Origin of the sequence: Salinimicrobium maris (assembly GCF_049680855.1) — a bacterium.
Lineage (GTDB): Bacteria > Bacteroidota > Bacteroidia > Flavobacteriales > Flavobacteriaceae > Salinimicrobium.
The window spans coordinates 171610-195358 of record NZ_JBMPGS010000002.1; the positions used below are offsets into that span (position 1 = coordinate 171610).

General features: G+C 39.0%; 24 protein-coding genes. 5 read left to right on the forward strand and 19 right to left on the reverse strand.

Translation table 11 applies throughout. The features are described from left to right. Window positions 1–15: 15 nt before the first annotated feature. Window positions 16–219: a hypothetical protein gene (locus ACOV1Q_RS06330; protein WP_424493549.1), complete on the reverse strand. Its 204-nt coding sequence runs from the start codon at window positions 217–219 to the stop codon at window positions 16–18. Window positions 220–259: 40 nt separating this feature from the next. Here ACOV1Q_RS06330 and ACOV1Q_RS06335 point away from each other — a divergent pair, with 40 nt between their 5' ends. Beyond that, window positions 260–1084: an HAD family hydrolase gene (locus tag ACOV1Q_RS06335; RefSeq protein WP_424493550.1), complete on the forward strand. Its 825-nt coding sequence runs from the start codon at window positions 260–262 to the stop codon at window positions 1082–1084. Between the two features lie 146 nt (window positions 1085–1230). On the opposite strand, the gene ACOV1Q_RS06340 is transcribed toward ACOV1Q_RS06335, so the two are convergent. The 3 genes from ACOV1Q_RS06340 to ACOV1Q_RS06350 all read right to left on the reverse strand — a co-directional run bounded on the left by ACOV1Q_RS06340 (window position 1231) and on the right by ACOV1Q_RS06350 (window position 5321). After that, entirely contained in the window at window positions 1231–2727 is a 1497-nt protein-coding gene (locus ACOV1Q_RS06340; protein WP_424493551.1) for a S10 family peptidase, read from the reverse strand. 78 nt (window positions 2728–2805) lie between these two features. After that, entirely contained in the window at window positions 2806–3630 is an 825-nt protein-coding gene (locus tag ACOV1Q_RS06345; RefSeq protein ID WP_424493552.1) for a phosphatase PAP2 family protein, read from the reverse strand. A 236-nt stretch (window positions 3631–3866) separates the two neighbouring features. Continuing rightward, window positions 3867–5321, reverse strand: coding sequence for a TonB-dependent receptor (locus tag ACOV1Q_RS06350; protein ID WP_424493553.1), 1455 nt, complete (start codon window positions 5319–5321; stop codon window positions 3867–3869). A gap of 104 nt (window positions 5322–5425) precedes the next feature. Between ACOV1Q_RS06350 and ACOV1Q_RS06355 the strand changes: the two genes are divergently transcribed. Both ACOV1Q_RS06355 and ACOV1Q_RS06360 read left to right on the forward strand, forming a co-directional pair. Next, window positions 5426–6193 (forward strand): MBL fold metallo-hydrolase, encoded by a 768-nt coding sequence (locus tag ACOV1Q_RS06355; RefSeq protein ID WP_424493554.1) that lies wholly within the window; start codon window positions 5426–5428, stop codon window positions 6191–6193. Further along, on the forward strand, window positions 6186–6683 hold the full coding sequence (locus ACOV1Q_RS06360) for a hypothetical protein (RefSeq protein ID WP_424493555.1): 498 nt from the start codon (window positions 6186–6188) through the stop codon (window positions 6681–6683). The genes ACOV1Q_RS06355 and ACOV1Q_RS06360 overlap by 8 nt, the downstream gene beginning before the upstream one ends. Before the next feature lie 11 nt (window positions 6684–6694). On the opposite strand, the gene ACOV1Q_RS06365 is transcribed toward ACOV1Q_RS06360, so the two are convergent. From ACOV1Q_RS06365 to ACOV1Q_RS06400, 8 genes are all read right to left on the reverse strand, one after another. Next, window positions 6695–7354 carry an alpha/beta hydrolase gene (locus ACOV1Q_RS06365; RefSeq protein ID WP_424493556.1) on the reverse strand — a complete coding sequence of 220 codons (660 nt, stop codon included), beginning with the start codon at window positions 7352–7354 and terminating at the stop codon, window positions 6695–6697. After that, window positions 7355–7681 (reverse strand): DUF4870 domain-containing protein, encoded by a 327-nt coding sequence (locus ACOV1Q_RS06370; RefSeq protein ID WP_424493557.1) that lies wholly within the window; start codon window positions 7679–7681, stop codon window positions 7355–7357. 84 nt (window positions 7682–7765) lie between these two features. Continuing rightward, a complete protein-coding gene (locus ACOV1Q_RS06375; RefSeq protein ID WP_424493558.1) occupies window positions 7766–9019 on the reverse strand; it encodes a dihydroorotase in 1254 nt (417 codons plus the stop codon). After that, the gene (locus ACOV1Q_RS06380) at window positions 9016–10941 is read right to left on the reverse strand and encodes a BatA domain-containing protein (RefSeq protein ID WP_424493559.1); all 1926 of its coding nucleotides are present in this window, start codon (window positions 10939–10941) and stop codon (window positions 9016–9018) included. The genes ACOV1Q_RS06375 and ACOV1Q_RS06380 overlap by 4 nt, the downstream gene beginning before the upstream one ends. A gap of 39 nt (window positions 10942–10980) precedes the next feature. Continuing rightward, a complete protein-coding gene (locus tag ACOV1Q_RS06385; protein WP_424493560.1) occupies window positions 10981–12162 on the reverse strand; it encodes a sensor histidine kinase in 1182 nt (393 codons plus the stop codon). Window positions 12163–12248: 86 nt separating this feature from the next. Further along, entirely contained in the window at window positions 12249–13013 is a 765-nt protein-coding gene (locus tag ACOV1Q_RS06390; RefSeq protein ID WP_424493561.1) for a TIGR02757 family protein, read from the reverse strand. Window positions 13014–13078: 65 nt separating this feature from the next. After that, the gene (locus ACOV1Q_RS06395) at window positions 13079–13738 is read right to left on the reverse strand and encodes an ABC transporter ATP-binding protein (protein ID WP_424493562.1); all 660 of its coding nucleotides are present in this window, start codon (window positions 13736–13738) and stop codon (window positions 13079–13081) included. A gap of 24 nt (window positions 13739–13762) precedes the next feature. Then, complete coding sequence (locus ACOV1Q_RS06400; RefSeq protein WP_424493563.1) at window positions 13763–16201, reverse strand: DUF5916 domain-containing protein; 2439 nt, start codon at window positions 16199–16201, stop codon at window positions 13763–13765. A 153-nt stretch (window positions 16202–16354) separates the two neighbouring features. On the opposite strand from ACOV1Q_RS06400, the gene msrA reads away from it, so the two are divergent. Further along, window positions 16355–16900, forward strand: a complete 546-nt coding sequence (gene msrA / locus ACOV1Q_RS06405; RefSeq protein ID WP_424493564.1) for a peptide-methionine (S)-S-oxide reductase MsrA — start codon at window positions 16355–16357, stop codon at window positions 16898–16900. 57 nt (window positions 16901–16957) lie between these two features. Continuing rightward, window positions 16958–17263: a hypothetical protein gene (locus ACOV1Q_RS06410; protein ID WP_424493565.1), complete on the forward strand. Its 306-nt coding sequence runs from the start codon at window positions 16958–16960 to the stop codon at window positions 17261–17263. Window positions 17264–17341: 78 nt separating this feature from the next. Here the strand turns inward: ACOV1Q_RS06410 and ACOV1Q_RS06415 are convergent, their stop codons facing one another. The 7 genes from ACOV1Q_RS06415 to serC form a co-directional block, all read right to left on the reverse strand. Further along, window positions 17342–19636 (reverse strand): TonB-dependent receptor, encoded by a 2295-nt coding sequence (locus ACOV1Q_RS06415; RefSeq protein ID WP_424493566.1) that lies wholly within the window; start codon window positions 19634–19636, stop codon window positions 17342–17344. A 53-nt stretch (window positions 19637–19689) separates the two neighbouring features. Next, window positions 19690–20007: a hypothetical protein gene (locus ACOV1Q_RS06420; RefSeq protein WP_424493567.1), complete on the reverse strand. Its 318-nt coding sequence runs from the start codon at window positions 20005–20007 to the stop codon at window positions 19690–19692. 6 nt (window positions 20008–20013) lie between these two features. After that, on the reverse strand, window positions 20014–20334 hold the full coding sequence (locus ACOV1Q_RS06425; RefSeq protein WP_424493568.1) for a DUF6787 family protein: 321 nt from the start codon (window positions 20332–20334) through the stop codon (window positions 20014–20016). Between the two features lie 76 nt (window positions 20335–20410). Next, window positions 20411–20875, reverse strand: a complete 465-nt coding sequence (locus ACOV1Q_RS06430) for a DUF6146 family protein (protein WP_424493569.1) — start codon at window positions 20873–20875, stop codon at window positions 20411–20413. Between the two features lie 27 nt (window positions 20876–20902). Further along, on the reverse strand, window positions 20903–21511 hold the full coding sequence (locus tag ACOV1Q_RS06435) for a DUF937 domain-containing protein (RefSeq protein WP_424493570.1): 609 nt from the start codon (window positions 21509–21511) through the stop codon (window positions 20903–20905). Between the two features lie 129 nt (window positions 21512–21640). Beyond that, window positions 21641–22594 carry a D-2-hydroxyacid dehydrogenase gene (locus ACOV1Q_RS06440; protein ID WP_424493571.1) on the reverse strand — a complete coding sequence of 318 codons (954 nt, stop codon included), beginning with the start codon at window positions 22592–22594 and terminating at the stop codon, window positions 21641–21643. Window positions 22595–22620: 26 nt separating this feature from the next. Further along, window positions 22621–23685: a 3-phosphoserine/phosphohydroxythreonine transaminase gene (gene serC / locus ACOV1Q_RS06445; RefSeq protein WP_424493572.1), complete on the reverse strand. Its 1065-nt coding sequence runs from the start codon at window positions 23683–23685 to the stop codon at window positions 22621–22623. Between the last annotated feature and the right edge of the window lie 64 nt (window positions 23686–23749).

The following is a 23749-nucleotide window of genomic DNA, read 5'->3' on the forward strand; positions in this document are numbered from 1 at the left end:
ATAACCTCTTATTCTTTAATAGAGTTCAATTCCGTTTTTAGGAGGATTTAAATAAATGCAAATGTACTTTAGTGTTCTCCAAAAGCATTCGATCCATTTTTTTTCAATAGCTCTTCTTTTACCATCCATAGATTTTTTTATATCCTCTTCTTTCAGGGTGAAGGTCCGCATCTTTTTACTTAATGGAATTTTAACAATACAATAAGTTCTTTGAGGCATGCATCTGCTATTTTTGCTCCTTTAAACTGATAAAATACCTATGGATTCTTCTAAAATTAAGCTGGTAATTACCGATATGGATGGCACTTTGTTGAATAGCAAAGGCGAATTAGATGAAAGTTTCTATCCATTACTGGAGAGAATACGGGAACAGAACATCAACTTTGCCGTCGCCAGCGGGAGGCAATATTACAGTCTTCGGGAAAAGCTGCATTCCGTTCAAAAAGGAATGATCTTTATTGCTGAAAATGGTGCTATAATTATGGAAGACGGAGAGCAAAAGCACATGCAGCCTATCGAGAGAGAAAAGGCTCTAGAGGTGATCAATACAGTGAAAGAAATAGGAGGGAAGTACCTTGTTTTATGCGGAAGAAAATCTGCCTATATAGAAGAAACCGATCCTGAATTCATGGATCCTTTTTTGAAGCATTATGAAAAATACGAGGTAGTGCCTGATTTAACTAGGGTTGAAGATGATGATATCCTGAAGATTACTATTTGTGATCTTTCTGGTGCTGAAGCAAATAGCTATCCACATGTAAAGCATTTAAAAGAGGATTTTCAGGTAAAATTATCGGGACAGATATGGATTGACTTTACTCATAAAGAAGCGCAAAAAGGAAATGCTCTAAAAAAGGTGCAGGAGCTAAAAAATATCTCACCTGAAGAAACCATTTCTTTTGGGGACTACTTGAACGATATCGAATTGTTTGACCATTCTCACTATAGCTACGCTATGGAAAATGCGCACGAAGAAGTAAAAGCAGCCGCAAAATATTCGGCTAAAAGTAATGATGAGCTGGGGGTTTTAAAAGTTCTGGAAGAAATGATTCAAAGCAGGGAAAATCAGCCGCAAAAATTATAAATCCATAAGATGCACCGCTTTTTTTGCCTTTTGTTAAGGTAAAAGCTCCTAAATTGGTATTAGTAGTCTGCACTTAAACCTCGCAAATAAGAAGAGGTTCCAAAAATGTCATTTTCGGAACCTCTTCTATAAACCAATATATACTCTCAATATTTTGCGGGTTCGTCCGGTGCAGGTAAACTGTTCATTATAAACTCCCGAATATCATTATTCGCATTTTCGAGGTCTTCACTTCTTAAATACATCATATGTCCGCTGCGGTAACCTTTGAAACTTAGGCGGTCTTTCATTTTTCCGCTCGGGTCAAGCTGCCACATGGAATATTTTGCATTAAAATAGGTAGTAGCACCATCAAAGTACCCGCTCTGAATCAAAACATCGAGGTTAGGATTCTGTGCCATTGCCTGTCGCAGGTTTTCTCCGGTATTGTTTCGGCTCCTGTCCCATGGATGCACAGGGCCAAACATATAATAAGTAAGATCTGTTTTGAATTTCAATTCATTTCCGAGGTAATGATTGATAGCGGGCGTAAAAGAATGCAGCCAGGATGTAAGTTCGGCATTATAATCTGGGGAATCTCCAGCCTCCTTGCGATCAACTCCCAGATAGCGGGAATCAAGTCTACCTATAGTTGTGCCTCCTTTTTCGCGCAGCAGTTCTTTCCAGAAAGAGCGAAAAGGAACTTCAATATTGTTCTGTAAAATCACCTTTTCTGAAAGACCAGAGTAAAATGCCATTTTTGAAGCTATTTCCTTTTTCTTTTCATCTTCCATAAATCCGCCTTTTACTAAAGCCGGAAGCAATTCATTGATGGTATATTGTTCTACTTCCGGAAGAAGTTCCTGTTCAAGATCCATTTCCTGAAGTTCAGGAGAAAGTGCATTATGATACCAGGCGGCAGCGGCGAAATATGGCAGTCTGTTAGCGACTTCTACGGGGCCTTCACGGTCAATACCAATTTCTGTAGGAGAAACAAGAATAACCCCGTTCAGGTACATCCATTGGCTGTTTTGAAGCTCAAGAGCCAGTCCCGAAACTCTTGTGGTTCCGTAGCTTTCACCTATTAAATATTTGGGAGATAACCAGCGGTCATTCCGGGAAACAAAAGTGTTGATCCATTTTCCGAGGTAACTTATATCGGCATTTACACCAAAAAACTGGCTGCGATCTCTTTCCTTGCCGTCTTTCTGCGGAATAATTCTTGAATAGCCTGTATTTACCGGATTTACATACACGATGTCTGCAACATCGAGAATGGAATAAGGGTTTTCCTTTATACCGTAAGGCTGAACGGGAAATCCTTCATCATCTATCTTTAAAACTCGTGGTCCTGTATAAGCGATGTGCATCCATACCGATGCAGATCCCGGCCCACCATTGAAGGAAATTACCAACGGCCTGTTCGTGCGGTCTTTGACATTGTTACGTTTGTAATAGGTGTAAAACAGTGAGGCAATGGGTTCGCCATCTTCATTCCAAACGGGCTGCATTCCTGTAGTGGCAGTATAAGCAATTTTCTCGCCACGTATGGTGACATTATGTGAAGTCGTAATAGTAGTGTCAATGGGAACTTCAATTTTCTGACTTTTCATTTCTGAAATTCCCAGCAGACTAATAAAAAAGGATAGAATAATTCTTTTCATGGTGGAATTTTGGTTAAAAAGCTAAAAATAGCATTTTAAAACTGAATTTCCACCGGGGCCAAAGTGACTTCTGAAATTTTAAAAAGTATACCTAAAGGCCATGCCTTGATAATCAACACCCATGTAATTTCCAAAAGTAGGGGTGAGGCTGATGTTGGAATTTTCCTTTTTGTGGAGTTCAGGAATCAGAATACCAGAAAAAGCTCCTATTCCATAACCCAGAATGTTATCTGTAAGGAAATGTTTTCCTGCTATGTGCCGAAGATATCCCACATATGCGGGAACTGCAGCTGCTACTGCCCAAACGTAAGGGGTAGCCCAGGAATCGGGATGAAAATCGTTGAAGATTTTCGCAGTAAAAAACGAAGCTGCTGCCGTCGCTGCGGTATGACCGGCGAAAAAAGATCGGGTAGAGCTGGCTGAAGTTCGCTCACTCATGGGTGCATCATCACCATATACCAATGGCCGATACCTGTCAATTAAACCTACAGACATGCTGAACAAAGCTCCTGTGGTTGCCATTGTTTCTACATACATTACAGAAATTTGTCCCATGTGAGACCTTTGATCTTTATCTGCCAGCATCATTACTACCGGTGCGGCAAAGGATCCAAAAAAGGGATAATAACTTACTTTATCGGCATTTTCGGAGTAATTTCCTGCAGACCACCGGTCGATGGCCCAAATATCACCCTTATTTAAATTTGCAACCTGCTCTTCTGTTAAACCTTCCTTGTTCTGAATGAGATAAAAACCAACCCCAGTCAAACCCAGACTACCGCCCAGGTATGGGCCGTCAAAACTCCAGTCGAGCTCGTAAGGGGACTCAGATGTTGAAAAGCTGGTTTGAGAATAAGTAGAAAAATTCAGAAATATAAATAGGAGGACAATAATTCTGTTCATAATGTTGGGTTTCTCTCAAAATAAGCTATTATTTCTCTAAATGCCTTGTGGTTTAACCATCTTATAAGAAGATAAAGGGTAGTTTTAAACCATTTTAAGAATATATTCCAAAAAGGTCATTATTAACACCTTTTTCAACAGAGCCTGCTCTCTAAGAGGAAGAACAAAAAAAGCTATCTGGAAAATAAAACTTGTGCACTTTCCAGATAGTTTTTCTTAAATATTTATTTTGCTGATTAGGCTTTTTGAGCTTCCTTCTGTTTCTTATGGCTAAAGAGATTGTATTCCTTGATCATTTCTGTCGTTTTCTCAGGTAGCATGTCTTCCCAGCCACCTTTTCCGCTGGCAATCATTTGAAGTACTTCACGGGAATAGACATCCAGGATATTAGGATCATATTCTGCGATATCAACTACTTTTCCGTTGTATTTAAAGAACTTGTAAAGCTCCTTCATTCTTGGATGAACCTTAAGATTTTCACTCGTAGTGATCTCACCGGTATCTTTATCTTTAAGTGGATAAAGATAAACCTTGAGATCTTTGAAGAAAAGTTTACCAAAGGCTTCGAGAATTCCGCCGCTTAAATGGCGGTAATATTTTTCATCAAATATATCCACAAGATTCTGAACACCCATGGCAAGCCCCATTCTTTCCTTGGTATAACGAGAGAAATATTCTACTACGCGATAATATTCCTGGAAATTGGAGATCATTACGGTCTGCCCAAGGGAACAAAGCAGGCGCGCCCGATCCATGAAATCCCGTTCATCAATTTCTCCCTCAGCTCTTAAATTGGAAAGTGTAATTTCAAAAATGACCTCAGTATTGTCTTTGGAAACTTTATTTTCCTTGATGAACAGCTCCAGCGATTGCTTATACATATCCATGTTCACCTTGGTTACCGGCCTAAAGCTTCCGCGTAAGGCAAGGATGTTCTTTTTATAAAGGATTTTTGCCGGGAGCACGTTGTTGCCGTCTGGAGCAAACATCACGGCTTCTGTCATTCCGTTCTTAACCAGCTGCAGACTCATAAGACGGTTGTCAACTTTTTCAAAACGAGGTCCCGAAAAGTTGATGGTATCGATCTCTATTTGATCCTTATCTATATGGTCATATAAATACCTTAATAATTTCTTTGGATTATCATATTTATAATAGGCACCATAAATGAGGTTTACACCTAATATTCCAAGGGTATTTTGCTGTAAGCGAGCATCGTTTTCGTGAAAGCGAATGTGAAGAAGGATTTCATTATAATCCTCCTCAGGATGCACCTGGTATCGAATTCCTACCCAACCATGGCCTTTATATTTCTTAGCAAAATCAATAGTCGCCACAGTATTGGCATAAGTAAAGAAAAGCTTATTGGGATGTTTTTCGCGGGAGATACGTTGTTCAATCAGGGTAGTTTCATGAGAAAGCATTTTGATGAGCCTTTCTTCAGTAACATAACGTTTGTCTTCCTCAATTCCATAAATGGCGTCACTAAAATCTTTATCGTAGGCACTCATAGCTTTCGCGATAGTACCAGAAGCACCACCTGCCCTGAAAAAATTTCTTACCGTTTCCTGTCCTGCCCCAATCTCAGAGAAGGTACCATAAATATTTTCATTCAGGTTTATGCGTAATGCTTTACTTTTTATTGAAGGAACGTTTTCAAATTCACGATCCCCCATAATGGTGATAGGCATAGCTTTTTTTTTAAAATATCAACTTGTAATAAGTCTTTCCAAAGGTACTAATAAGCTAGGCTAAACAAAAAAATAATCCTTAGTTTTGTGGTAAATTTAGCTTCTTGGAAATTACATTTTTAGGTACCGGAACATCACAGGGAATTCCTATTATTGGGAGTGATCATCCCGTTTGCTTAAGCAAAAATCCTAAGGATAAAAGATTAAGAGTATCGGTACTTATAAATGTTGAAGGACTAAATCTTGTAATAGATTGTGGGCCAGATTTTCGGCAGCAAATGCTTGCGAATAATGTTCATCGGGTAGATGCGATTCTCTTTACACACGAACACAGCGATCATACGGTAGGTCTTGACGATATAAGGCCTTTCTTCTTTAAACAGGGAGACATACCAATCTATGCTCATGAAAGGGTCATGAGATCCCTTAGAAAACGCTTTGATTATATATTTGCTTCAGAAAATAAATATCCGGGGGCACCCAGCGTGAAGGAGAATATCATTGAGAACTCAACTTTTAATTTTAAGAATATCCGTATTACCCCAGTTGATGCCATGCACAACCGCGTGCAGGTTTTTGGTTTTAGGATTGGAGACTTTGCATATTTGACTGATGTTAAAACAATAGAGGCTGAAGAGATTGAAAAATTAAGAGGCGTGGATGTACTGGTTGTTAACGCCCTGCGTAAGGAACCCCATCATTCTCATTTTAACCTTGAAGAAGCACTGCATTTCATCAAAGAGATCAATCCCGAGCGAGCATATTTAACGCACATTAGCCATATGCTTGGTTTTCATGATGAAGTACAGGCTGAACTTCCCGAAAATGTATATCTGGCATATGATAATTTAAAAATTACGGTAGATGCGTAAATCCCTTCTTTTATACCTTTTAGTTTTTGCAGTGCTTATTGCTGTTTTTCAATATGTTAGTTCCCGTAAAATGCTGGAATCTAAGGATGAGGAAATTTCTGCAATAGAAGATGAGATAGAAGAAATGAGCCGGAGATGCGACTCGATTACTGCGGAATTCAACAGCCGTGATGAATTTTCATTCACGGGAAATGATGCTGCTTTATCCTATTTTGAAAACCGCGGATACAATCCATCCGAAATTGCAGAAAGAGTGAGAGACCAAATTATTGGGAGAAATAAAGCTTCCGAAGATAATAACCTGGTCCCATTTGAAGGCATGGAAGGCTTTATGAGGATCAATAACATCAAGATCCTGAACCATAAATGGATCATTGCCAGCTTTACAGACGGTTCCTACTGGGGCGAGGTTTTTATTGAATATTCAATTGATGATGATAACAATCTCGACCTTAAGACGCAGGAATCTTTACTTTATCCACTTCAGTAGATTAAAATTAATTACACCTTTTTCTCCAGGAATTTCTTGATCTCAGCAAAATTTTGAGGGGCTACTCCGTGGCCTACCGGAAATTCTGAAAAGGTATTGGCAACACCAAGTTCATCCAGCAAAGGCCTTGTTTGTCGTGCCCAATCAACAGGTATGACTTGATCTACAGTTCCGTGTGAGCTATAGACGGAAAGATGAGAGAAATCATTTTTTTCGTAACCTTCCGCAAGTATATTCCGATCAATATAACCGCTTAAACCAACTACATTCTTTACTTTTTGGGGATAGGAAAGTGCGACTGCAAAACTTAAGATGCAACCCTGGCTAAAACCTACCAGCGTTACATTTTTCTCATCTACAGGATATGCTTCAACGGCCTCATCTATGAATTTGACAATTTTATCACGCGAAGCAATTGCCTGGATTTCATCTGTAAACTTTCCATTATTATTGTTCCAGTGTATTTCATACCAGGCATGGCCGTAAGGTTGTAAATCCAGTGGGGCGCGAACTGATATGATAAAGAATTCACCGGGTAATTCCTCCGCAAAAGCAAAAAGATCCTCCTCATTGCTTCCGTATCCGTGGAGCATGATGAGTAAAGGGGCTTTTTTAGAAGGTGTTTTTGGTTCTCTTATTTTATGGAATAAATCAAGTTCTTTTAGTTGCATTTATTTAATCGTATTAAACCATTTTTGAAATTTGTCCCCTAACAACGGCACTTTATTATATTCTCCCTGTATCGCGCTTACGATTCCATATCCCACGAGGATAAGAATGAAGATATAAAAAGGAAAGGAGATCCACCAGCTGTCAAACATACTTACCAGCATTCCTATAACATAAAATGTAATATGAATTCCCAGTCCCTGTCGAATATGGAAGGAGGCAAAAGGATTTTTATCATCATTGTTCATAAAGTAGGCAATGATGGTTCCAATGATGGTAAGGTAAGCGACAATGGCTGCCGGCTTTCCCTGGTTTGCTGTTCGTTCCATAGGCCTTTTTATTTTAATTTTTCTGAAAACAAAGATAGGCTTTTACTACTTTTTAGGGAAGAAAAGCTGTGGGAAACCTTTTATTTATGAAGGGTGGAAGTCTCCTTTAGAAAATATACCATAAACCTTTCCTTTAAGTTCTGCTCCTAAAAACAAACTGTTTTTTGAGCTGCTGGAAATGTCTGAAAGATTAAAAGTGTACGCTGCTTCCGGGTCAAAAAAGGTAAAATTCGCTCTGTTTCCTTCATCAATACTATCTTCAGGCAGATTAAATCTGGACTTCCCCGAATTCAGCATTTTTATCACAGTCTTTAAAGAGAAAATTTTTAACAACGCCCCAAAAGCCGATTCAAGTCCTAATGTGCCAAAAAGGGCATTATCGAACTCCACTTTTTTATGTTCAATATCCATTGGAATGTGGTCGCTGGTAACCATATCTATAGTTTCGTCTTTCACCCCGGCTATGAGTGCTTTCACATCTGCCTTTGTTCTTAACGGTGGCAAAACCTTGGCATTTGTATTAAAATCTTTCAGTACATCGTCTGTAAAAAACAGGTTATGAATTGCAACACTGCAACTCACATCCAGACCTTTTTCCTTGGCTTCTCTTATAATTTCTACAGATTTTGCAGTGGAAATCGTCGGGATATGCAATTTTCCGCCGGTATATTCCAGGATATATAGATCGCGCGCTATCTGTAATTCTTCGGCCAGGGCAGGAATGCCTTTAAGACCTAAATAGGTGCTGTTTTCGTTCTCATTGACACTTCCATTGCCGGCGATTCTATTCTCCTGCGGAAATGATTGTACCAACCCATCAAAGTTCTGGGAGTACTGCAAAGCAATTTTTGACAAATTAGGATTTGAAACTGCTTTTTTATAATCACCGAAAGCTACCGCACCTGCCTGCTGCATATCGTACAATTCTGCCAAATCTTTCCCTTCGCTCCTTTTTGTAAGGCTTCCAATGGGATAGAGCAAAACCGGACTCCTTTCAGCTTTATTTTGCAAAAATGATACGGCACCTTTGTTATCTGTGACAGGATCATTCCCGGGGTTTAGAGCAATGGCCGTAAAACCGCTTTTTGAGGCAGTTTTTAGTCCGTTCTCAATGGTCTCCCTGTCTTCATATCCCGGTTCACCAAAACTCACGCTGCTGTCAAACCAGCCTTGGGAAACATGAAGATTTTCAAAGTTGATCTCTTTATCTGCATCTTTAATTTCTATAGTGGAAGAAATCTCGCTAATAATGCCATTTTCAACTAATATGTCCACCACTTTTTGATGATAAGGACTTTCATTATCTATGATTCTGGCAGATTTTATTAGAACTTTCATTTGTAAAATTTTAATATGAGCATTTCGGTGAGCAGCATTAACAATCCAAAAATAATAAACCATTTCCAAAGCGCGTCTATTTCATTTTCCAATTCAATCTCTCGAAACACTTCGGAAACTGAGCTGTGAACATTATTTTGAGAAGTGGTTAAATCGTAATGCACAAGGTTGTTTTCTCTGCGATTAATGTTGAAGCTTATCGCCTGTAAATTTTCTTCTCCTTTGAAAATGCTATAAGTACCGGGTTGTTCAGGAGCTTCATTTAACTGAAGTTCCACTTTGTTCTGATAGTTTTGCTGGCGGGGAATAAAAACATAGTCTTCAGAGCCCACTTTGAGAATTTCATCCCTTCCCGTCGCCACCGAAACATCTACTGTAGCCTGATTTCCAAGTATATAATAAAGTTGAGTGGATTTTAGCGCCAGGTTACCCACATTGAAAAGCGTAGGAACAATAAGCGGAGACATTTGGAAATTGGAGTTATCTAAATTTATTGGTGCGGTAAAAATGTAGCTGTTATTTCTTTGAAAAAGAAATGGCTGCCCGTTCTCATAACTCAAAACCGGCCTGTGGTAGCCGTTAATCCTGTAAGATTGCTGCACTTTTGGATATTCAAAATTATAAACTTCTTCATTAAATACCGTTTGAAAAAGTCGGTGCTCAAATGATATTTCAGAAATGAGGTTTTCCTGCTCGATTTTCCCTCGGAATTCCGGCAGGCCATTTTCCTTGAAAAAGGCATTATAATTATCAATTTCAGCTTCTTCAGAAGGTATTATTACCAGGTAAATTCCTTCCTGTAACAGGCTTCTTAAAGTGCCGGCAAGCGGAGAGGAAATTTTGGGAAGCTCATTGAGCACCACAAGATTTGCACTGGTGAGCATATCATAATCAACCCGACTTCCTGAAAAAGAGGATACATTAAATTCTGGAGTTTGGTAAATTCTTTTTAGAAAAGAGTCTTCTTGCTCTCCAATAATTACCACATTAACAGGTTCGTTTTCATTAATGTTGAAGAAAAGCTGATTGTCAAAAGGAAGACCAGGATCGTCAATTTTAATTCTTCCCCTGGCAAATTCTCCTGTAGGAATGGTAAATTCGATTTCAGCAATGGAATCGCCCAGAACAGCAGTTTTTTTTGCGATTAGCCGCTCGCCATTGTAAAGAGAAACGAGAATTTCTTCGGAAGATGTATGTAGTGCAGATATTGTCGTATTTAAAATAGTCTCATCTATCGTTCTGGCTGAAATCCAAGCGGTGTCGACAGAGATATTGCGTTTATTTTGTGCATGTACCTGTACCAGTCTGGTATTAAATTCAGCAGGCAGGCTAAAATAATCTCTTTCCCTTGTTTTCCGAAAATCTGAAATCGCAATAAAATTTACCGAAGCATTTCGATTTTTAGATGAAAGATCATTTGCTTTTAGAATGACATCCTTCCATCTTAAACTTTGGGCAGAATAATCGATTTGTTGTAAATCATTCTGTACTGCTCTTAAGGTGATATTTTTCCATTCCAGGTCATTTGTGAATAGCGAAAAAGGGCGTTCTTGTGGAAGATTCTCCAGCAAATCCTGAATACTTCTTTTCAGTAAAATTCCATTGGCTCCTTTTGCCTGCATGCTGTAGGAGTTATCAAGATATATGACAGTCTCTTGTTCCTCGCCAAGGTTTCCTGAACGCGATGGGAGGTAGGGCTGTGCAAAAGCCAGAATAACAGCAGCAAGTAAAAGCAATCTTGAACAGAGAATTAACCATTTTTTGATCCTGGAGCTTTTTCTTTTTTCCTCGTTTACTTTCCGAAGGAATTTTACGTTCGTGAAATCTTCTTTCCGAAATTTTCTTAACTGAAAAAGGTGTACCAGTATTGGGATGAGGAGCAGGAAGAGCGCATAAAGTAATTCAGGATGTTGAAAATGCATTCTACGGCAGAAATTTATCAAATATAGAAAATGATAAGCTTACAACCTTTTTATTTTGAACTTAAAATTACTGCCCTGGTTCAATTCAGAATCTAAAGAAATATAGCCGTCCATATGACTTATTAGCTTGTGAACCGTTGCCAGTCCTATTCCGCTACCATGATTTCCATCGCGGTCATTGTGGTTTAATGTAGTAAAGAGTTCGAAAATCTTTTCAAAATCTTCTTTAGGAATGCCATTCCCATTATCTTGTACTTCAAAATGATAGAAATTTTCAGATTTAGCAAAAGAAATTTTTACTTCGCGATTAGGTTTATTATTGTATTTGAGCGCATTACTTATGAGGTTCATGAAGATTTGAGTAAGCGCGGCCTTGTTTACTTTATGAAGGGAACCTTGAGCAGGGTACGTGATGTTAACCTGGGCATTTACCTGGTAAAGATCTGCTATCCCTTTCAGTAATTTTGGAAGACTTACATCTTCATTCTCCTTTTCCAGGATTTTCTCACTTCGATAAAAAGTTAAAATTCCATCTACATAACTTCGAAGGCTGTAAGATGACTGGATGAGGAAATCAAGATATTGTAGGGCATCATCATCGAAATTGCCCTGGTTTTCATCCCGTAACAATTCGGTGAGTGAGATGATATTTGCAAGTGGAGATTTGATATCATGAGAAACCACGCTAGAAAATTTTTCGAGTTCCTTATATCGCTCCTGCAGTTTTTGCTGCACTCTCAAAAGTTCATTGTGCTGCTTGTGGTAATCTACCTGGTTTAAAACCTGCCTTGAAAGAATATCAAGTGCAACGCGCTGGTTTCCATTCATAGCGCCAGGTTGTTTATCTGCCACATACAAGACTCCCACGGTTTTATTTCTTGTGATAAGTGGTACTCCCGCGTAAAATGTAAATTCCTTTGCCAGGGCAAATTCGGGATACTTTTTTATATCTTCGATTCCTAAGATTTTTTCCTGTTCCATAACAGGTCTCCAGAAACAGGGATGTAAAAAAGTTTCCGTATCTTCAATTCCGTAGATGGACTTGATCCAGGGTTCCTGGTTTGTAATCCCAATAATGGCAGCTACAGATGATCTACAGAGTTGGGAAGCCAGTACCAGGATATCATCAAAATCTTTGTCTGGGCAAAGGCTTAGTGGGTTAAAATGTTCTGAACTGAATTGCTCTTCCTTCTTAGATAGCCGTAAATGAGAGTCAATCATATTCTGCTTTGATACTTATAAGAAGATAAAGATAATTAATATGATAACTTTCAGCTCTTTCCGGCTGGAAAAAATCATTAAAATATTTAATATTTTTCAAAAACCCCCAGCCCAAAAAGTGCAAAATCATATTTTACGGGATCAATAGGGTCTAATTTTCTAAGTTTAGTATCAAGTTCCAACAATGCCTTCGCATCATTCTGCTTTCTTTTAAGTAAGCCTAATTTTCGGGCGACATTTCCTGAATGCACATCCAGCGGACAAGATAATTGCGCAGAAGAGATTTGATTCCAGATTCCAAAATCAACGCCCGAATTATCATTTCTCACCATCCACCGTAAGAACATGTTGATCCTTTTGGCTGCCGAATTCTTAAAAGGGTCACTTATATGTTTTTCTGTTCTCGTTTCATGAGGTAGTTCAAAAAACACTTTTTTGAACTCATGTATGGCGGGTTGAAGAGATTTTGGTGTTGCATATTTTGAAAACAAGCCTTCTAAACCGTTGTGATGCAGGTAAATATTCTTTAGTGATTTTATAAAATATGTAAGATCTACGCCATTAAAGGTTCTGTGGACGAAATTTTGTAAACGTTCAAGATCTTCTTCAGAATGCTGAACCACAAAGTCGTGCGGTGACTGTTCGAGAAGGTCCATCAATTTGTGAGAGTTGTTGAGAATGCTCTTCCGGTTGCCCCAGGCAATTATGGAAGTAAGAAATCCGGAGATTTCTATATCTTCTTTTTTACTGAACAAATGAGGGATTTGAACAGGATCTGAAGCAATAAATTCTGGAGTGTTATATTGTTCAACTTTGAAATCAAGAAATTCTTTTAATTCAGATCGTTTCAATTGAGCTTCTTTAATCTTTTTTTTCTAACCTCTAACTTATAACATCTAACTTCTAACTTCTAACTTCAAATTATATTTCCGTCAACCATCGTCAGTTTCCGGTCTGCCATATCTGCCAGCTCCTGGTTATGAGTTACGATGACGAAAGTCTGCCCAAATTCCTTCCTAAGTTCAAAGAATAGCTTGTGAAGATTTTCTGCAGATTCACTATCCAGGTTTCCCGAAGGTTCATCGGCAAAAATAACTCCGGGATTGTTAATTAATGACCGTGCTACGGCTACCCGTTGCTGTTCCCCGCCACTCAATTCATTGGGTTTGTGATTTGCCCTGTTGAGCAAACCAAGAAAATCTAGCAGTTCTTTTGCTCTTTTTTCAGCTTCTTCTTTTGAAGTTTTTTTGATGTATGCGGGAATACATACATTTTCAAGTGCCGTAAATTCCGGCAGTAATTGATGAAATTGAAAAATAAATCCTATATTCTCATTTCTAAACCTGGACAGCTCTTTGGAAGAAAGGGCGTAAATATCAGTATTGTTGACCAATAATTTACTTTCCTTTTTTCTGTCTGGAAGATCAAGAGTTCCTAAGATTTGAAGTAACGTGGTTTTCCCTGCTCCCGAGGCTCCAACGATAGAAACAATTTCTCCTTTCGGAATATGCAAATTGACACCTTTTAAAACATGCAGGTCATTATATGATTTGTGAATTTCGCGGGCTTCTATCATGCTATGAATTTATCTTTTGCAATATTAACCTTTAAAGACGTTTTTAACCGAATTATAATCAAGAAAATAAACAATTCGCAAGGAAAGATTATGCCTGGAAGGCTTCTCAAACAGGTTCTCCAGGCTCTCAGCATACGAAATGCTGCTTTGGTCATCAAGGTTAAAAATGGAATTACGGTAAAGCAATATGGCTTCACTGCCAGGAGCAAAACGCCATCTGTAACTTAAATCAAGGTTCCAGATGTTGAAATTTGCGTTAGGATCCTCTTCTTCGGAATAGGTATATATTTCCTCCTCCAGGTTTCCGTTTTTCTTAAGGCGGTAAAATTCATCATTATAAAATCTAGCTGCAGACCAGAAATTCCGGAAGCTGAGATCAACTGCTTGTCTCGTATTGAAATTATAAGTTGTGGTAAGCTTGTTTTCTACGCTTTGCATATCACGATTTCCAAAGATAATATCGGAGCCAGAGACGGTAACAAAACTTTTACGATCATTTGTTCGCTCTAAATTCAGCTCATAAATTGCTGTAATCCTGTTGCTGAAACGGTAACGCGGCGAGATTCTAAGCTCCCAAAAATGCTGTTTTACATTAAAATAATCCTGATAACCGGCACGAACATCATAGGCAAATTTTTTTCTATAATCTGAAGACACCCATAAATTGCCACCAAAGTTTTCATTATAGTTCACAAACCATCCGTCTATGCGGGGCTCAAAAAAATCTCTGGTTTCTGAAAGCCAGTCTACACCGCCACCATAATAAAAACGGTTTCTATTACTGGCCATAAAGCTCAAGCCGGCGCCGGAAAGCGTTTCAACATCGGGCTGGTACCTTCTTTCATGAACAACCGAAAGATCTACCCGCAATTCATTGAATTTCTTTACCGGTTCGAAGATCTGATAGGAAACGCCGCCACTAAAATTATTGTAGTTGTTATAAAAATTAAGTCCCAGATCGTTGATGTCGTAAGTTTCATTGGCAAAGCTGTGGCCGGCATAATATCTTATATTCCCCTTGGTTCGGTTAATAGAAAACTCTGTTGCCAAACCGGTTTTATTACCAGAAATGAGGTTTACATTACTCATTTTTGCCTCCCCGGTAAATCGAAAGGAATTCGAACGATTAAATACATCAAAAAGAAATCCTGACACATTTCCATCTCTGAAATTTCCCTCTCGCGTTACATTAGTATTAATTAAAGTAATGGAAGAATTTTGATTGAATTGCTGGTCTAGCACCAGGATATTATAATTTGTAAACGGCTCTGTAACCACTTCTCTGGTGGAAGAGTGGCTTGGGTTTCGCAAGACTGCAAAGGTTTTTTGAGTGATGGCATTAAAAAAACCTATACCAAGGTCACCGTCTGTTCGTCCTGAGATTTTTAAAGCGTTAAAAAGTTTGGCTTGTTCAGGGTTGTCAACGATCACTTCATCCCTAAGTAATTGCTGCTGAAGAGTGCCGTAACCCATTGGAGTATCTCCAATTCTCCTGGAGTAGAAAAGTCCGCCTTTATTAAATAGTTCAGTTCCTTCGGTAAAGAAAGCCCTGTTTTCATTGAATTGTTGTTCAAACGGTGAAAGATTCAATTCCACGTCGTCAAATGCAGTCTGCCCGAAATCGGGAACGAGTGTTGCGTCCAGGGTAAAGGCATCAGAAATGCCATATTTTATGTCCATTCCAGCGCTTAGATTAGATCTTGTTTTTCCGTCGAAATGATCTGCTTCAGCAGAAGCGTAAGGGTACAAACTCAATCTCACCGGTGGATTTACATTTTCCAAACCAGTTAAAAGCCCCTGGTGATGGCTCGCTTTACCAATAGCCTTATCTACAAAATTCCAGGTGTATACCTCATTAAGGTGTTTTATTTGCCGTGAAAACTGTACACTCCAAAGCTGCATTGCTTTTTCAGGAAAACGCAGGGCAGAGTAGGGGATCTTCATTTCGGCGTACCAGCCTTCTTCATCAAAGAAAATTTCTCCCTGCCAAACGACATTGTAGCTATAATCTTCAGAATCTCCTTTCATCCTGGCATCTGCAAGTGCCCCGGCAGAAGTAATGACAAACCTGGTGTGGTTTTCCCCGTCGTTATAGGTGTTGATATCTACCAGGAAAAAATCTGATTGTCCAATTTTATCCCGTTGTGTAAATTCTCTAAGGATCCTGCCAGGTTCATTATCTTTCATGGTGGCGCCAATATAAATAGCTTCATCATCATAAATGAATTTCACCTGGGTGCGGTGTGTAGCTCTTTCGGGCGAAGTACCGGGTTCTAACATGAAAAAATTCTGGGCAACAGCCACATTGTTCCAGGCTTCATCGTTTAAGATTCCGTCAATTTCAGGCGGATTATGCACCCGTTTAGCTTCCAGGGATTTTGTACCGCGGTTCCATTCTTCCTGGGCAGTAATTGTACAAAAAAAGAAACAACAGAATAAGGTGAGGGGGAGTAGAGTTTTCATTCAATTTTCATTCGCAGCACAAATATGCAGTTATTCTTAAAATGTTACAAACAAGAGGGCCTACAAATAACCTGAATGTCAAAAAAGGGTTAAAAAGAATACTTAAAAAGCTGCAGACATTACTTTTGAAATCGAAAATCCTATCTTAATAAAATGGAAGAGAAAAATTTTGAAAAGGCAACATTTGCCGCAGGTTGTTTCTGGTGTACAGAGGCAGTTTTTCAGCGGGTAAGAGGTGTAGGAAAAATTGTTTCAGGATTTACAGGAGGTTTTATTAAGAATCCGCCGTATCGTGAAGTGGTTACCGGCAGAACCGGACATGCAGAAGCAATACAGCTGACATATGATAAGAACCAGGTTTCCTATGAAGACCTTCTGAAAATATTCTTTACAACACATGACCCTACCACGCTTAACCGCCAGCAAAATGATGTGGGAACGCAATATAGAAGTGCGGTTTTTTATCATTCTGAAGAGCAAAAGCAAACTGCAGAAAAGGTGATCAAAAATCTTGAGGAAAAAGGCTATTTTCAAGACCCTATCGTGACCGAAGTTACAGAGGCAGAAACATTTTATGAAGCTGAGCAGGAGCATCATGATTACTACAATCAACACAGGAATCAGCCTTACTGCCAAATAATTATTGATCCTAAAATCCAGAAACTCAAAGATTCTTTTTCAGATAAGATGAAGAAGTAGTGAATATAAAGAAGCTATTCTGGCACCTTTTTTGCTTTTTTATTTGAAAAATAAACGATGAACAGGATAAAAAAGAAGTTGCTAATTAAAGGTGTTATCTACGATGTGCTGGGTATGGCTACCGTATCCATTCCTTTGATTGGGCCTTTGCTTGATCTTGCCTGGGCACCTTATGCGGCTAAGAAAATGTCTCAAATGTACCCGGGAAGAAATGGTAAATTAGCTTCAGCAATTGTATTTATTGAAGAAATTCTTCCTTTTACCGATGTAATTCCAACATTTACGCTTATGTGGTTGTATACCTTCGTGTGGAAGAAACAAACAGCCGGAGAGGATAATTATATCGAAGTCGAAGCAGTGTAAAAATTTAAAAGTCCCCCTAAATAGAAGATCCCTGAAAATGATATTTTCCAGGGATCTTTTTCTTTTAAAGCTTTTTTACTAAAGTTTGGCTTTTATTCCAAAAGTTAAATTTCTTCCCATGTTTGGAATTCCATCATATTTTAAACGGGAAAGGTGAGATGTATACACCTTATCAAGCAGGTTCTTTCCGCTAAGGCTGAGTTCAATTTCAGTATCTCCTAAATCAAAGGAACCGCCAAGGCCGGCGTTCAGCAAAGAGTAGGCGCCGGTTTCTGTTTCAAAAGCACTAACGTTGTTTTGCTGGAAAACACTTTTTACACTAATAAAACTGTAGCTGTCGGTAAGCATGAACTCTTCTCCAAATTCAAATCTTAAAGTATTCAAAATGGATTGTGCCGGTATCAACGGAAGATAATTTCCATTCTCCTGCTTCCCAATAACCAGCTCATAAGTGCTTTCAATGTGCAGCCAGTCTAAAGGATGCGGATGTATATGTAAACCGGCTTCTCCTCCATAGAGTTCGGCATTGTTTTGAACGTATTGAAAAACAGGGTTTTCGTCAATAATTTCACCGGTTGGATTAAGATAAATATAATTGCTAATGCTGTTGTAATAAGCATTGGTAAAGGCTTCGAAATGTTCATTCCTGTATTCAAGTGCAAGATCCAACTGATAATTTTGTTCGTTTTGCAAATCTGGATTTCCTATTTCATAACGGTTCGTACCATGATGGCTTCCATTGGAGGTGAGTTCGGCCAAATTAGGGGCCCTGAATCCCGTTGCAATGTTTACTCTCGTGACAAAAGCAGGGGTGAAGTTGTATTTAATTCCAAACGCACCATTGTAACTGTTGAAAGCACGGTTTACATTGGGAATATATCCTTCTTCGCCTATTAGTCCGTAGGATTCGCTGTCAATAAGCCGATTATCGTATCTTAATCCTGCTTGTATATCTAATTTTTTACGATGGAAATGGGTTGTAGCCAAAATTCCGAAGTCCCGGGTGAAAGCATCGGGGATAAGAATTTCCTCGCCAAGATTGGTGTTTGTTTGAAACATTCCCTGCACTCCAACAATTGTTTCAAAATTTCCCATTCCCGGAAGATGGTATTTCGCATCATAGTTCATCGTCTCTAAATGTGTATCTAAAGCTGCTTCAGCGCCATGAGCTTCTTCATGATCTTCATGTTCTTCGTCTTCCTCATGTTCTTCTTCATGTTCTTCTTCATGTTCATGTTCATGTTCATGGTGTTCTTCAAACTCCTTACGATCATTGAAGAGGTAACCCAGCTTCACATCCAGCCGAGAATTGTTGAAATAAAACTTATTATCCAGGCTAAGAACGTGATTCTGAACCTGCTGGTAGGGTTCAATAACATCTTTAGACAAAGATTGAAGGCCAATCTCTTCGGGAATTCCCGTACGGCTGGCATTGAGATTATATCTTAAATCTGCCCTGTAAATGCCTTGTTTGAAACCTAATCCTGTTTTAAGATCCCATTCATTAAAACGGGTATTGGTTACCCGTTGATCACTACCGGTTTGATAATCACTATGGGCTTCATAATTTCCACGGATTAAAAATTGTAGATTTTCCCCAGAAGATTTGAATCCGGTATTTGCGCCAAAACCTTCGGTATTGCTGTAATACAGAAGTTTAGCGTCAAGATTTCTCTGTCCTGCCAAAGCATAGCTCTCAGGATTAAGGTAAAGTACGCCTCCCAAGGCATCACTACCGTAGAGCAGGGAAGCAGGGCCCTTAATAACTTCAACGCTTTGAATTCCGGAGGAATTCACTCCCAGGCCATGTTCATCTCCAAATTGTTGGTTTTCCAGGCGTACTCCCTGAGTATAAACCAACACCCGATTAGAACTTAAACCACGAATAACAGGTTTTCCTATACCACTACCCGTGGTGATATTGTCTACACCGGCCAACTGGCTTAGGCCCTCAGTAATATTAATAGCTCCCGTTCTATTAAGCGCTTCCAAAGTGGCTCTTTCCACCTTCATCACATTATCGCTTTGAAGTTGGTGGAAGGGTGTGGAAATAATGACTTCTTCCATTTCTATTGCAGAAGGCGACAGGATAATTTGCACACTTTCTTCTACAGGAATATTAATGCTGTGAGTTTGACTGGCATAGCCAAGGGAGGAAATGAGAAGATCATATCTTCCCGAAGAAATGTTTGAAAAATTGAAATTTCCTTCAAAATCTGTAATGGTTCCGCGATCCAGTTTTGCAATAAAAATGGTTGCCCCAACCACTGGTTCTCCGGTAGATTCGTCTGTTATTTTTCCGTATACGCTGTTTTTTTGACCATAGCTAAAGGTGGTCACTGCTAGAAATAGCAGTAAATATAGATTTTTCATTGTATAATTTTAAGTGATAGAATTAGAGCAAGTGCTCCTTACAACTTCGATAATTATACTATGCGAGGAGGGCCGCGAAGGCTGAAAGGTAATTTTTGATGATCGCTTAGGAAGAAATAAGCCGAAACCGGTTTAGTATTACCATACTCGGGCTCGTAAAGCTTATAAGTAAAAATAGCTCCCAAAGAAAATGCAGCCTGCTGGAACTTAAAAAGCTCACAATCCAGAGTCTTCTTATGAAAATGACTTTCTGAATAATGATTACAATAGGCATGTTCATGATTGGCAAAAACGTGTGCCAATTTTACAGCTGCAGGAAACAACAGCAGTGAAATTAGAAAAATCAAGCCATATTTGGTGATAAACTTCAACCGTAATTATTTAATAAGTCTGGAAAAACCCATTCTTCCCAACATGGTTTTCTCAAAGGACCAAAAGAATTTGAATTGACCAAACAACCAGCCATAAGCAACTAACAATACCTGATAAATGGGGAAAACAAGCACAATTCTTAAAGCGTAATAACTTATACCACCCCAAAATAATTCCTGAGAAAAATTCATTCTTGATAACCCAATTATCTCAAGCACCGGTTTAGCAACATAAACAGAAGAAGATCCTGTTAAACCAAAGACTATGATGATTAAAATTATCTGTCCGGTAGAGGAAATTCCCCAGCGTTCCTTCAGTTTTTCCATGCCGCAAAGATATTAAAAACAAATTAGCCGGCAGAAAGGAAATTTAGGATTTAAAAAAGGTTGTTATGAACAGGTTTTAAAGACGGGCTGGCACAGAAAAGCTTTGGTTGAACCTGCGGGTGAGATAAACGAAGTAATTATAGAGCTTGTAATTCACTTCATATCCATAATCAATTTGTGGATCATAATTGATTTCCTGTGCGTAGATCTCTGGGTTATAACGTAAAGGTTGCTTCACCCGTTGGTTGTAATCTGTCACCAAAAACTGGTTCTTGTTCTCGAGGTAAGACTGTGAATAATAACCTTCAGGACGGGCTATGGAATTTAAAAAGGTGCCAAACCCGGGCTCTATGATGATAATTTCATACTCCAGTTCAGGATTTGCAATTACCACAGTATCCTGTTCGGCATTTACGGCAACATCTGTGGTGTCGTAAGGTTCTGGATCTGTTGTACCGTAAAGTACCCCATTTGTGGAGCGAGTAGTAGAGCAGCTGTAAATTGACAACCCTAAAATGATAAATAACAGCAGGTTTCTCATTTGATTTTATTTATTTCATAACTGAATCTAGCCTTTAAAAAAGCCTCCAATTCCTTTATCCTTGTCTTTACCACCAAACAATTTTCCGGCTACATCTTTAGCTACGTTACCTGCACTGTCTGAATCCATAAAAGTTTCAAGCAGCGATTGATCGTGAGAAGAATTGGAGCCCATTACAGAACCCAGCAGGTCTGAAATTCCGCTTTTTCCAACGTTATCTTTTCTTTTCTGTTTGCCCAGGATTCCCATTACGACAGGTGCAGCCATTTTTAAAAGTTTGGTAACTTTGGAGCTATCCATGCCAATGGCAGCGCTTACAGCTTCAGAAATCTGGTTTTGTTTTCCCCCAAACACGTGACCTAAAACACCTGAGCCTTCATTTAAGATGGAAGATAAATCTCCACTTTTCAGCTTATCAAGGATAGAGCCATTATGCTTTTCATCCTCTAGGGCCTGATTAAGGTTTTCTTTACCATCTTCAGACTGGCTGTTCTTCTTCATCGCGCCAAGAAGCATGGGCAAAGCCATTCCTAAAGCAGATTTTACCTTCTCCGGACTTTCATTTACTTCCTTGCTCGATTTCTGAACAAAATCTTTTCCTGTGTCTGAATCTAAAAAATCTAATATAGAAGCCATTTTTGAGTGTTTTTCGTTTGTTGTTAATTTACAACATTTTTGTTCCAACACATTATAGTTGAGATTTTTTGACAAAAAAAATGCTTCTTTTAACAGAAGCATTTAATAAAATCTAAAAAAAATTTAAATCTAATTTTTAAGCAAAGACTTAATTTGATCTGCCAGTTCCAGGCCTATTCTTTCCTGGGCCTGTGCTGTTGAAGCTCCAATATGCGGACTCAAAGATACATGGCTGTTCATTAAAATTTTAATAGAAGGGGAAGGCTCATTTTCAAAAGTATCAAGGCCTGCAAAAGCTACTTTTCCACTTTCCAAAGCTTCTAATAAGGCTTCTTCGTCAATAACACCACCACGAGACGTATTAATGATACCTACACCGTTCTTCATCCTGGAAATTTCTTCTTTCCCAATAACAGGTTCTTTTTGAGAGGGCACGTGCAAAGTTATATAATCTGAATCCTCCAGGATCTGGTCTACATGTTCAGTCTTGATAGGAATTACTATTTCTTGATCATTGTAGAAGTTCAGCGTGATTTCAGTTTCTCCTTCTTCCTTGTCGCTCGCAATGACTTTCATCCCGATTCCCAGGGCAATTTTTGCCACTTCACGACCAATTCGGCCAAATCCTATAATTCCGAGGGTTTTTCCTTTTAGTTCACTGCCTCCTGCATAACTTTTCTTAAGCTCCTTGAACCGGGAATCTCCTTCTAAAGGCATGTTACGATTTGCATCGTGCAGGGAACGAACGCCAGTGAATAAATGAGCAAATACGAGTTCAGCTACCGAAGAGGAGGAAGCTGCCGGTGTATTAATGACATGAATACCCTTGCTTTTCGCGTAATCAACATCTATATTATCCATTCCCACACCGCCACGGCCTATAAGCTTAAGGCTTGGGCAACCGTCAATAATATCTTTTCGAACCTTGGTGGCACTTCTTACCAACAACACATTAATTTCATTGTCATTGATATAAGATTTTAACTGTTCCTGCGCAACCTTGGTTGACGTCACTTCAAAACCCGCCTTTTCAAGAGCTTCAATTCCGCTCCTGGAAATTGGGTCATTTACTAAAACTTTCATTCTTTTTGTTTCTGTTGCTTCTAAAATTATGCTTTGCGTTCCAACTCGCTCATTACGTCTACAAGCACCTGCACACTTTCCAGGGGTAATGCGTTGTACATAGAGGCGCGATAACCACCCACACTTCTATGGCCGTTAAGTCCGCTAACTCCCGCTTCTTTCCACATTGTATCAAAAGTCTCTTTTAGATCATCATTCAAAAGTGTAAAAGTGGCGTTCATCGTAGAACGATCTTCTTTTTCTGCATATCCCTGGAATAATGGATTGATATCAATTTCTGAATAGAGCAGGGAAGCTTTTTTCTCATTCCTTTCTTCCATTGCTGAAATACCACCGTTCTTCTTAAGCCACCTTAGAGTTAACATAGATGCATATACCGAAAATACTGCCGGTGTATTGAACATACTTGCTTTGTTGATATGGATTTTATAATCCATCATAGAAGGAATAGATCTTTCCACTTTTCCTAAAATATCTTCTTTAATAACTACCAGGGTAGTACCTGCGGGTCCCATATTTTTCTGGGCTCCCGCATAAATAAGATCGAATTTTGAGAAATCCATTTGCCGTGAAAAAATATCGCTGCTCATATCGCAAACGATTGGTTTCGGCGTATTTGGAAATTCTTTTATTTGAGTTCCGAAAATGGTATTGTTACTGGTGCAGTGAAAATAATCAACATCTGAAGGAATGAAATATCCTTTGGGAATATACCTGAAATTTTTGTCGGCCGAAGATGCTACTTCTGCAACATCTCCAAAAAGTTTAGCTTCCTTAATAGCTTTGGTAGACCATGTTCCGGTATTAAGATAGCCTGCTTTGACCTGCAACAGGTTATAAGGAGCCATGAGGAATTGGGTGCTGGCGCCTCCTTGAAGGAATAAGGCTTTGTAACCTTTACCTTCGAGTCCTAAAAGCTCAAGCGCCAGGCTTCTTGCTTCTTCCATGACATCGACAAATTCCTTACTTCGGTGAGAAATTTCCAGAAGTGAAAGTCCGGTGTTATTAAAATCTATGATGGCCTGGGACGCCTCCTGGAAAACTTCCTGTGGAAGAATACACGGGCCTGCACTGTAATTATGTTTTTTCATGTTGGAATTTTTACAGTTACAAATATGATGAAATCCTTAGGTTTTCCCTGTTAGGAAAATGATA

Coding starts and splice junctions, on each gene's coding strand:
- ACOV1Q_RS06365 (WP_424493556.1), bottom strand. CDS start 7,354: ATGCAACTAAAAGAACTTGATTTATTCCATAAAATAAGAGAACCAAAA.
- ACOV1Q_RS06330 (WP_424493549.1), bottom strand. CDS start 219: ATGCCTCAAAGAACTTATTGTATTGTTAAAATTCCATTAAGTAAAAAG.
- ACOV1Q_RS06360 (WP_424493555.1), top strand. CDS start 6,186: ATGCGTAAATCCCTTCTTTTATACCTTTTAGTTTTTGCAGTGCTTATT.
- ACOV1Q_RS06425 (WP_424493568.1), bottom strand. CDS start 20,334: ATGGAAAAACTGAAGGAACGCTGGGGAATTTCCTCTACCGGACAGATA.
- ACOV1Q_RS06350 (WP_424493553.1), bottom strand. CDS start 5,321: ATGCCTATCACCATTATGGGGGATCGTGAATTTGAAAACGTTCCTTCA.
- ACOV1Q_RS06395 (WP_424493562.1), bottom strand. CDS start 13,738: ATGATAGAAGCCCGCGAAATTCACAAATCATATAATGACCTGCATGTT.
- ACOV1Q_RS06345 (WP_424493552.1), bottom strand. CDS start 3,630: ATGAACAGAATTATTGTCCTCCTATTTATATTTCTGAATTTTTCTACT.
- ACOV1Q_RS06410 (WP_424493565.1), top strand. CDS start 16,958: ATGAACAGGATAAAAAAGAAGTTGCTAATTAAAGGTGTTATCTACGAT.
- ACOV1Q_RS06435 (WP_424493570.1), bottom strand. CDS start 21,511: ATGGCTTCTATATTAGATTTTTTAGATTCAGACACAGGAAAAGATTTT.
- ACOV1Q_RS06440 (WP_424493571.1), bottom strand. CDS start 22,594: ATGAAAGTTTTAGTAAATGACCCAATTTCCAGGAGCGGAATTGAAGCT.
- ACOV1Q_RS06415 (WP_424493566.1), bottom strand. CDS start 19,636: ATGAAAAATCTATATTTACTGCTATTTCTAGCAGTGACCACCTTTAGC.
- ACOV1Q_RS06400 (WP_424493563.1), bottom strand. CDS start 16,201: ATGAAAACTCTACTCCCCCTCACCTTATTCTGTTGTTTCTTTTTTTGT.
- ACOV1Q_RS06340 (WP_424493551.1), bottom strand. CDS start 2,727: ATGAAAAGAATTATTCTATCCTTTTTTATTAGTCTGCTGGGAATTTCA.
- serC (WP_424493572.1), bottom strand. CDS start 23,685: ATGAAAAAACATAATTACAGTGCAGGCCCGTGTATTCTTCCACAGGAA.
- ACOV1Q_RS06370 (WP_424493557.1), bottom strand. CDS start 7,681: ATGGAACGAACAGCAAACCAGGGAAAGCCGGCAGCCATTGTCGCTTAC.
- ACOV1Q_RS06375 (WP_424493558.1), bottom strand. CDS start 9,019: ATGAAAGTTCTAATAAAATCTGCCAGAATCATAGATAATGAAAGTCCT.
- ACOV1Q_RS06335 (WP_424493550.1), top strand. CDS start 260: ATGGATTCTTCTAAAATTAAGCTGGTAATTACCGATATGGATGGCACT.
- ACOV1Q_RS06385 (WP_424493560.1), bottom strand. CDS start 12,162: ATGATTGACTCTCATTTACGGCTATCTAAGAAGGAAGAGCAATTCAGT.
- ACOV1Q_RS06380 (WP_424493559.1), bottom strand. CDS start 10,941: ATGCATTTTCAACATCCTGAATTACTTTATGCGCTCTTCCTGCTCCTC.
- msrA (WP_424493564.1), top strand. CDS start 16,355: ATGGAAGAGAAAAATTTTGAAAAGGCAACATTTGCCGCAGGTTGTTTC.
- ACOV1Q_RS06430 (WP_424493569.1), bottom strand. CDS start 20,875: ATGAGAAACCTGCTGTTATTTATCATTTTAGGGTTGTCAATTTACAGC.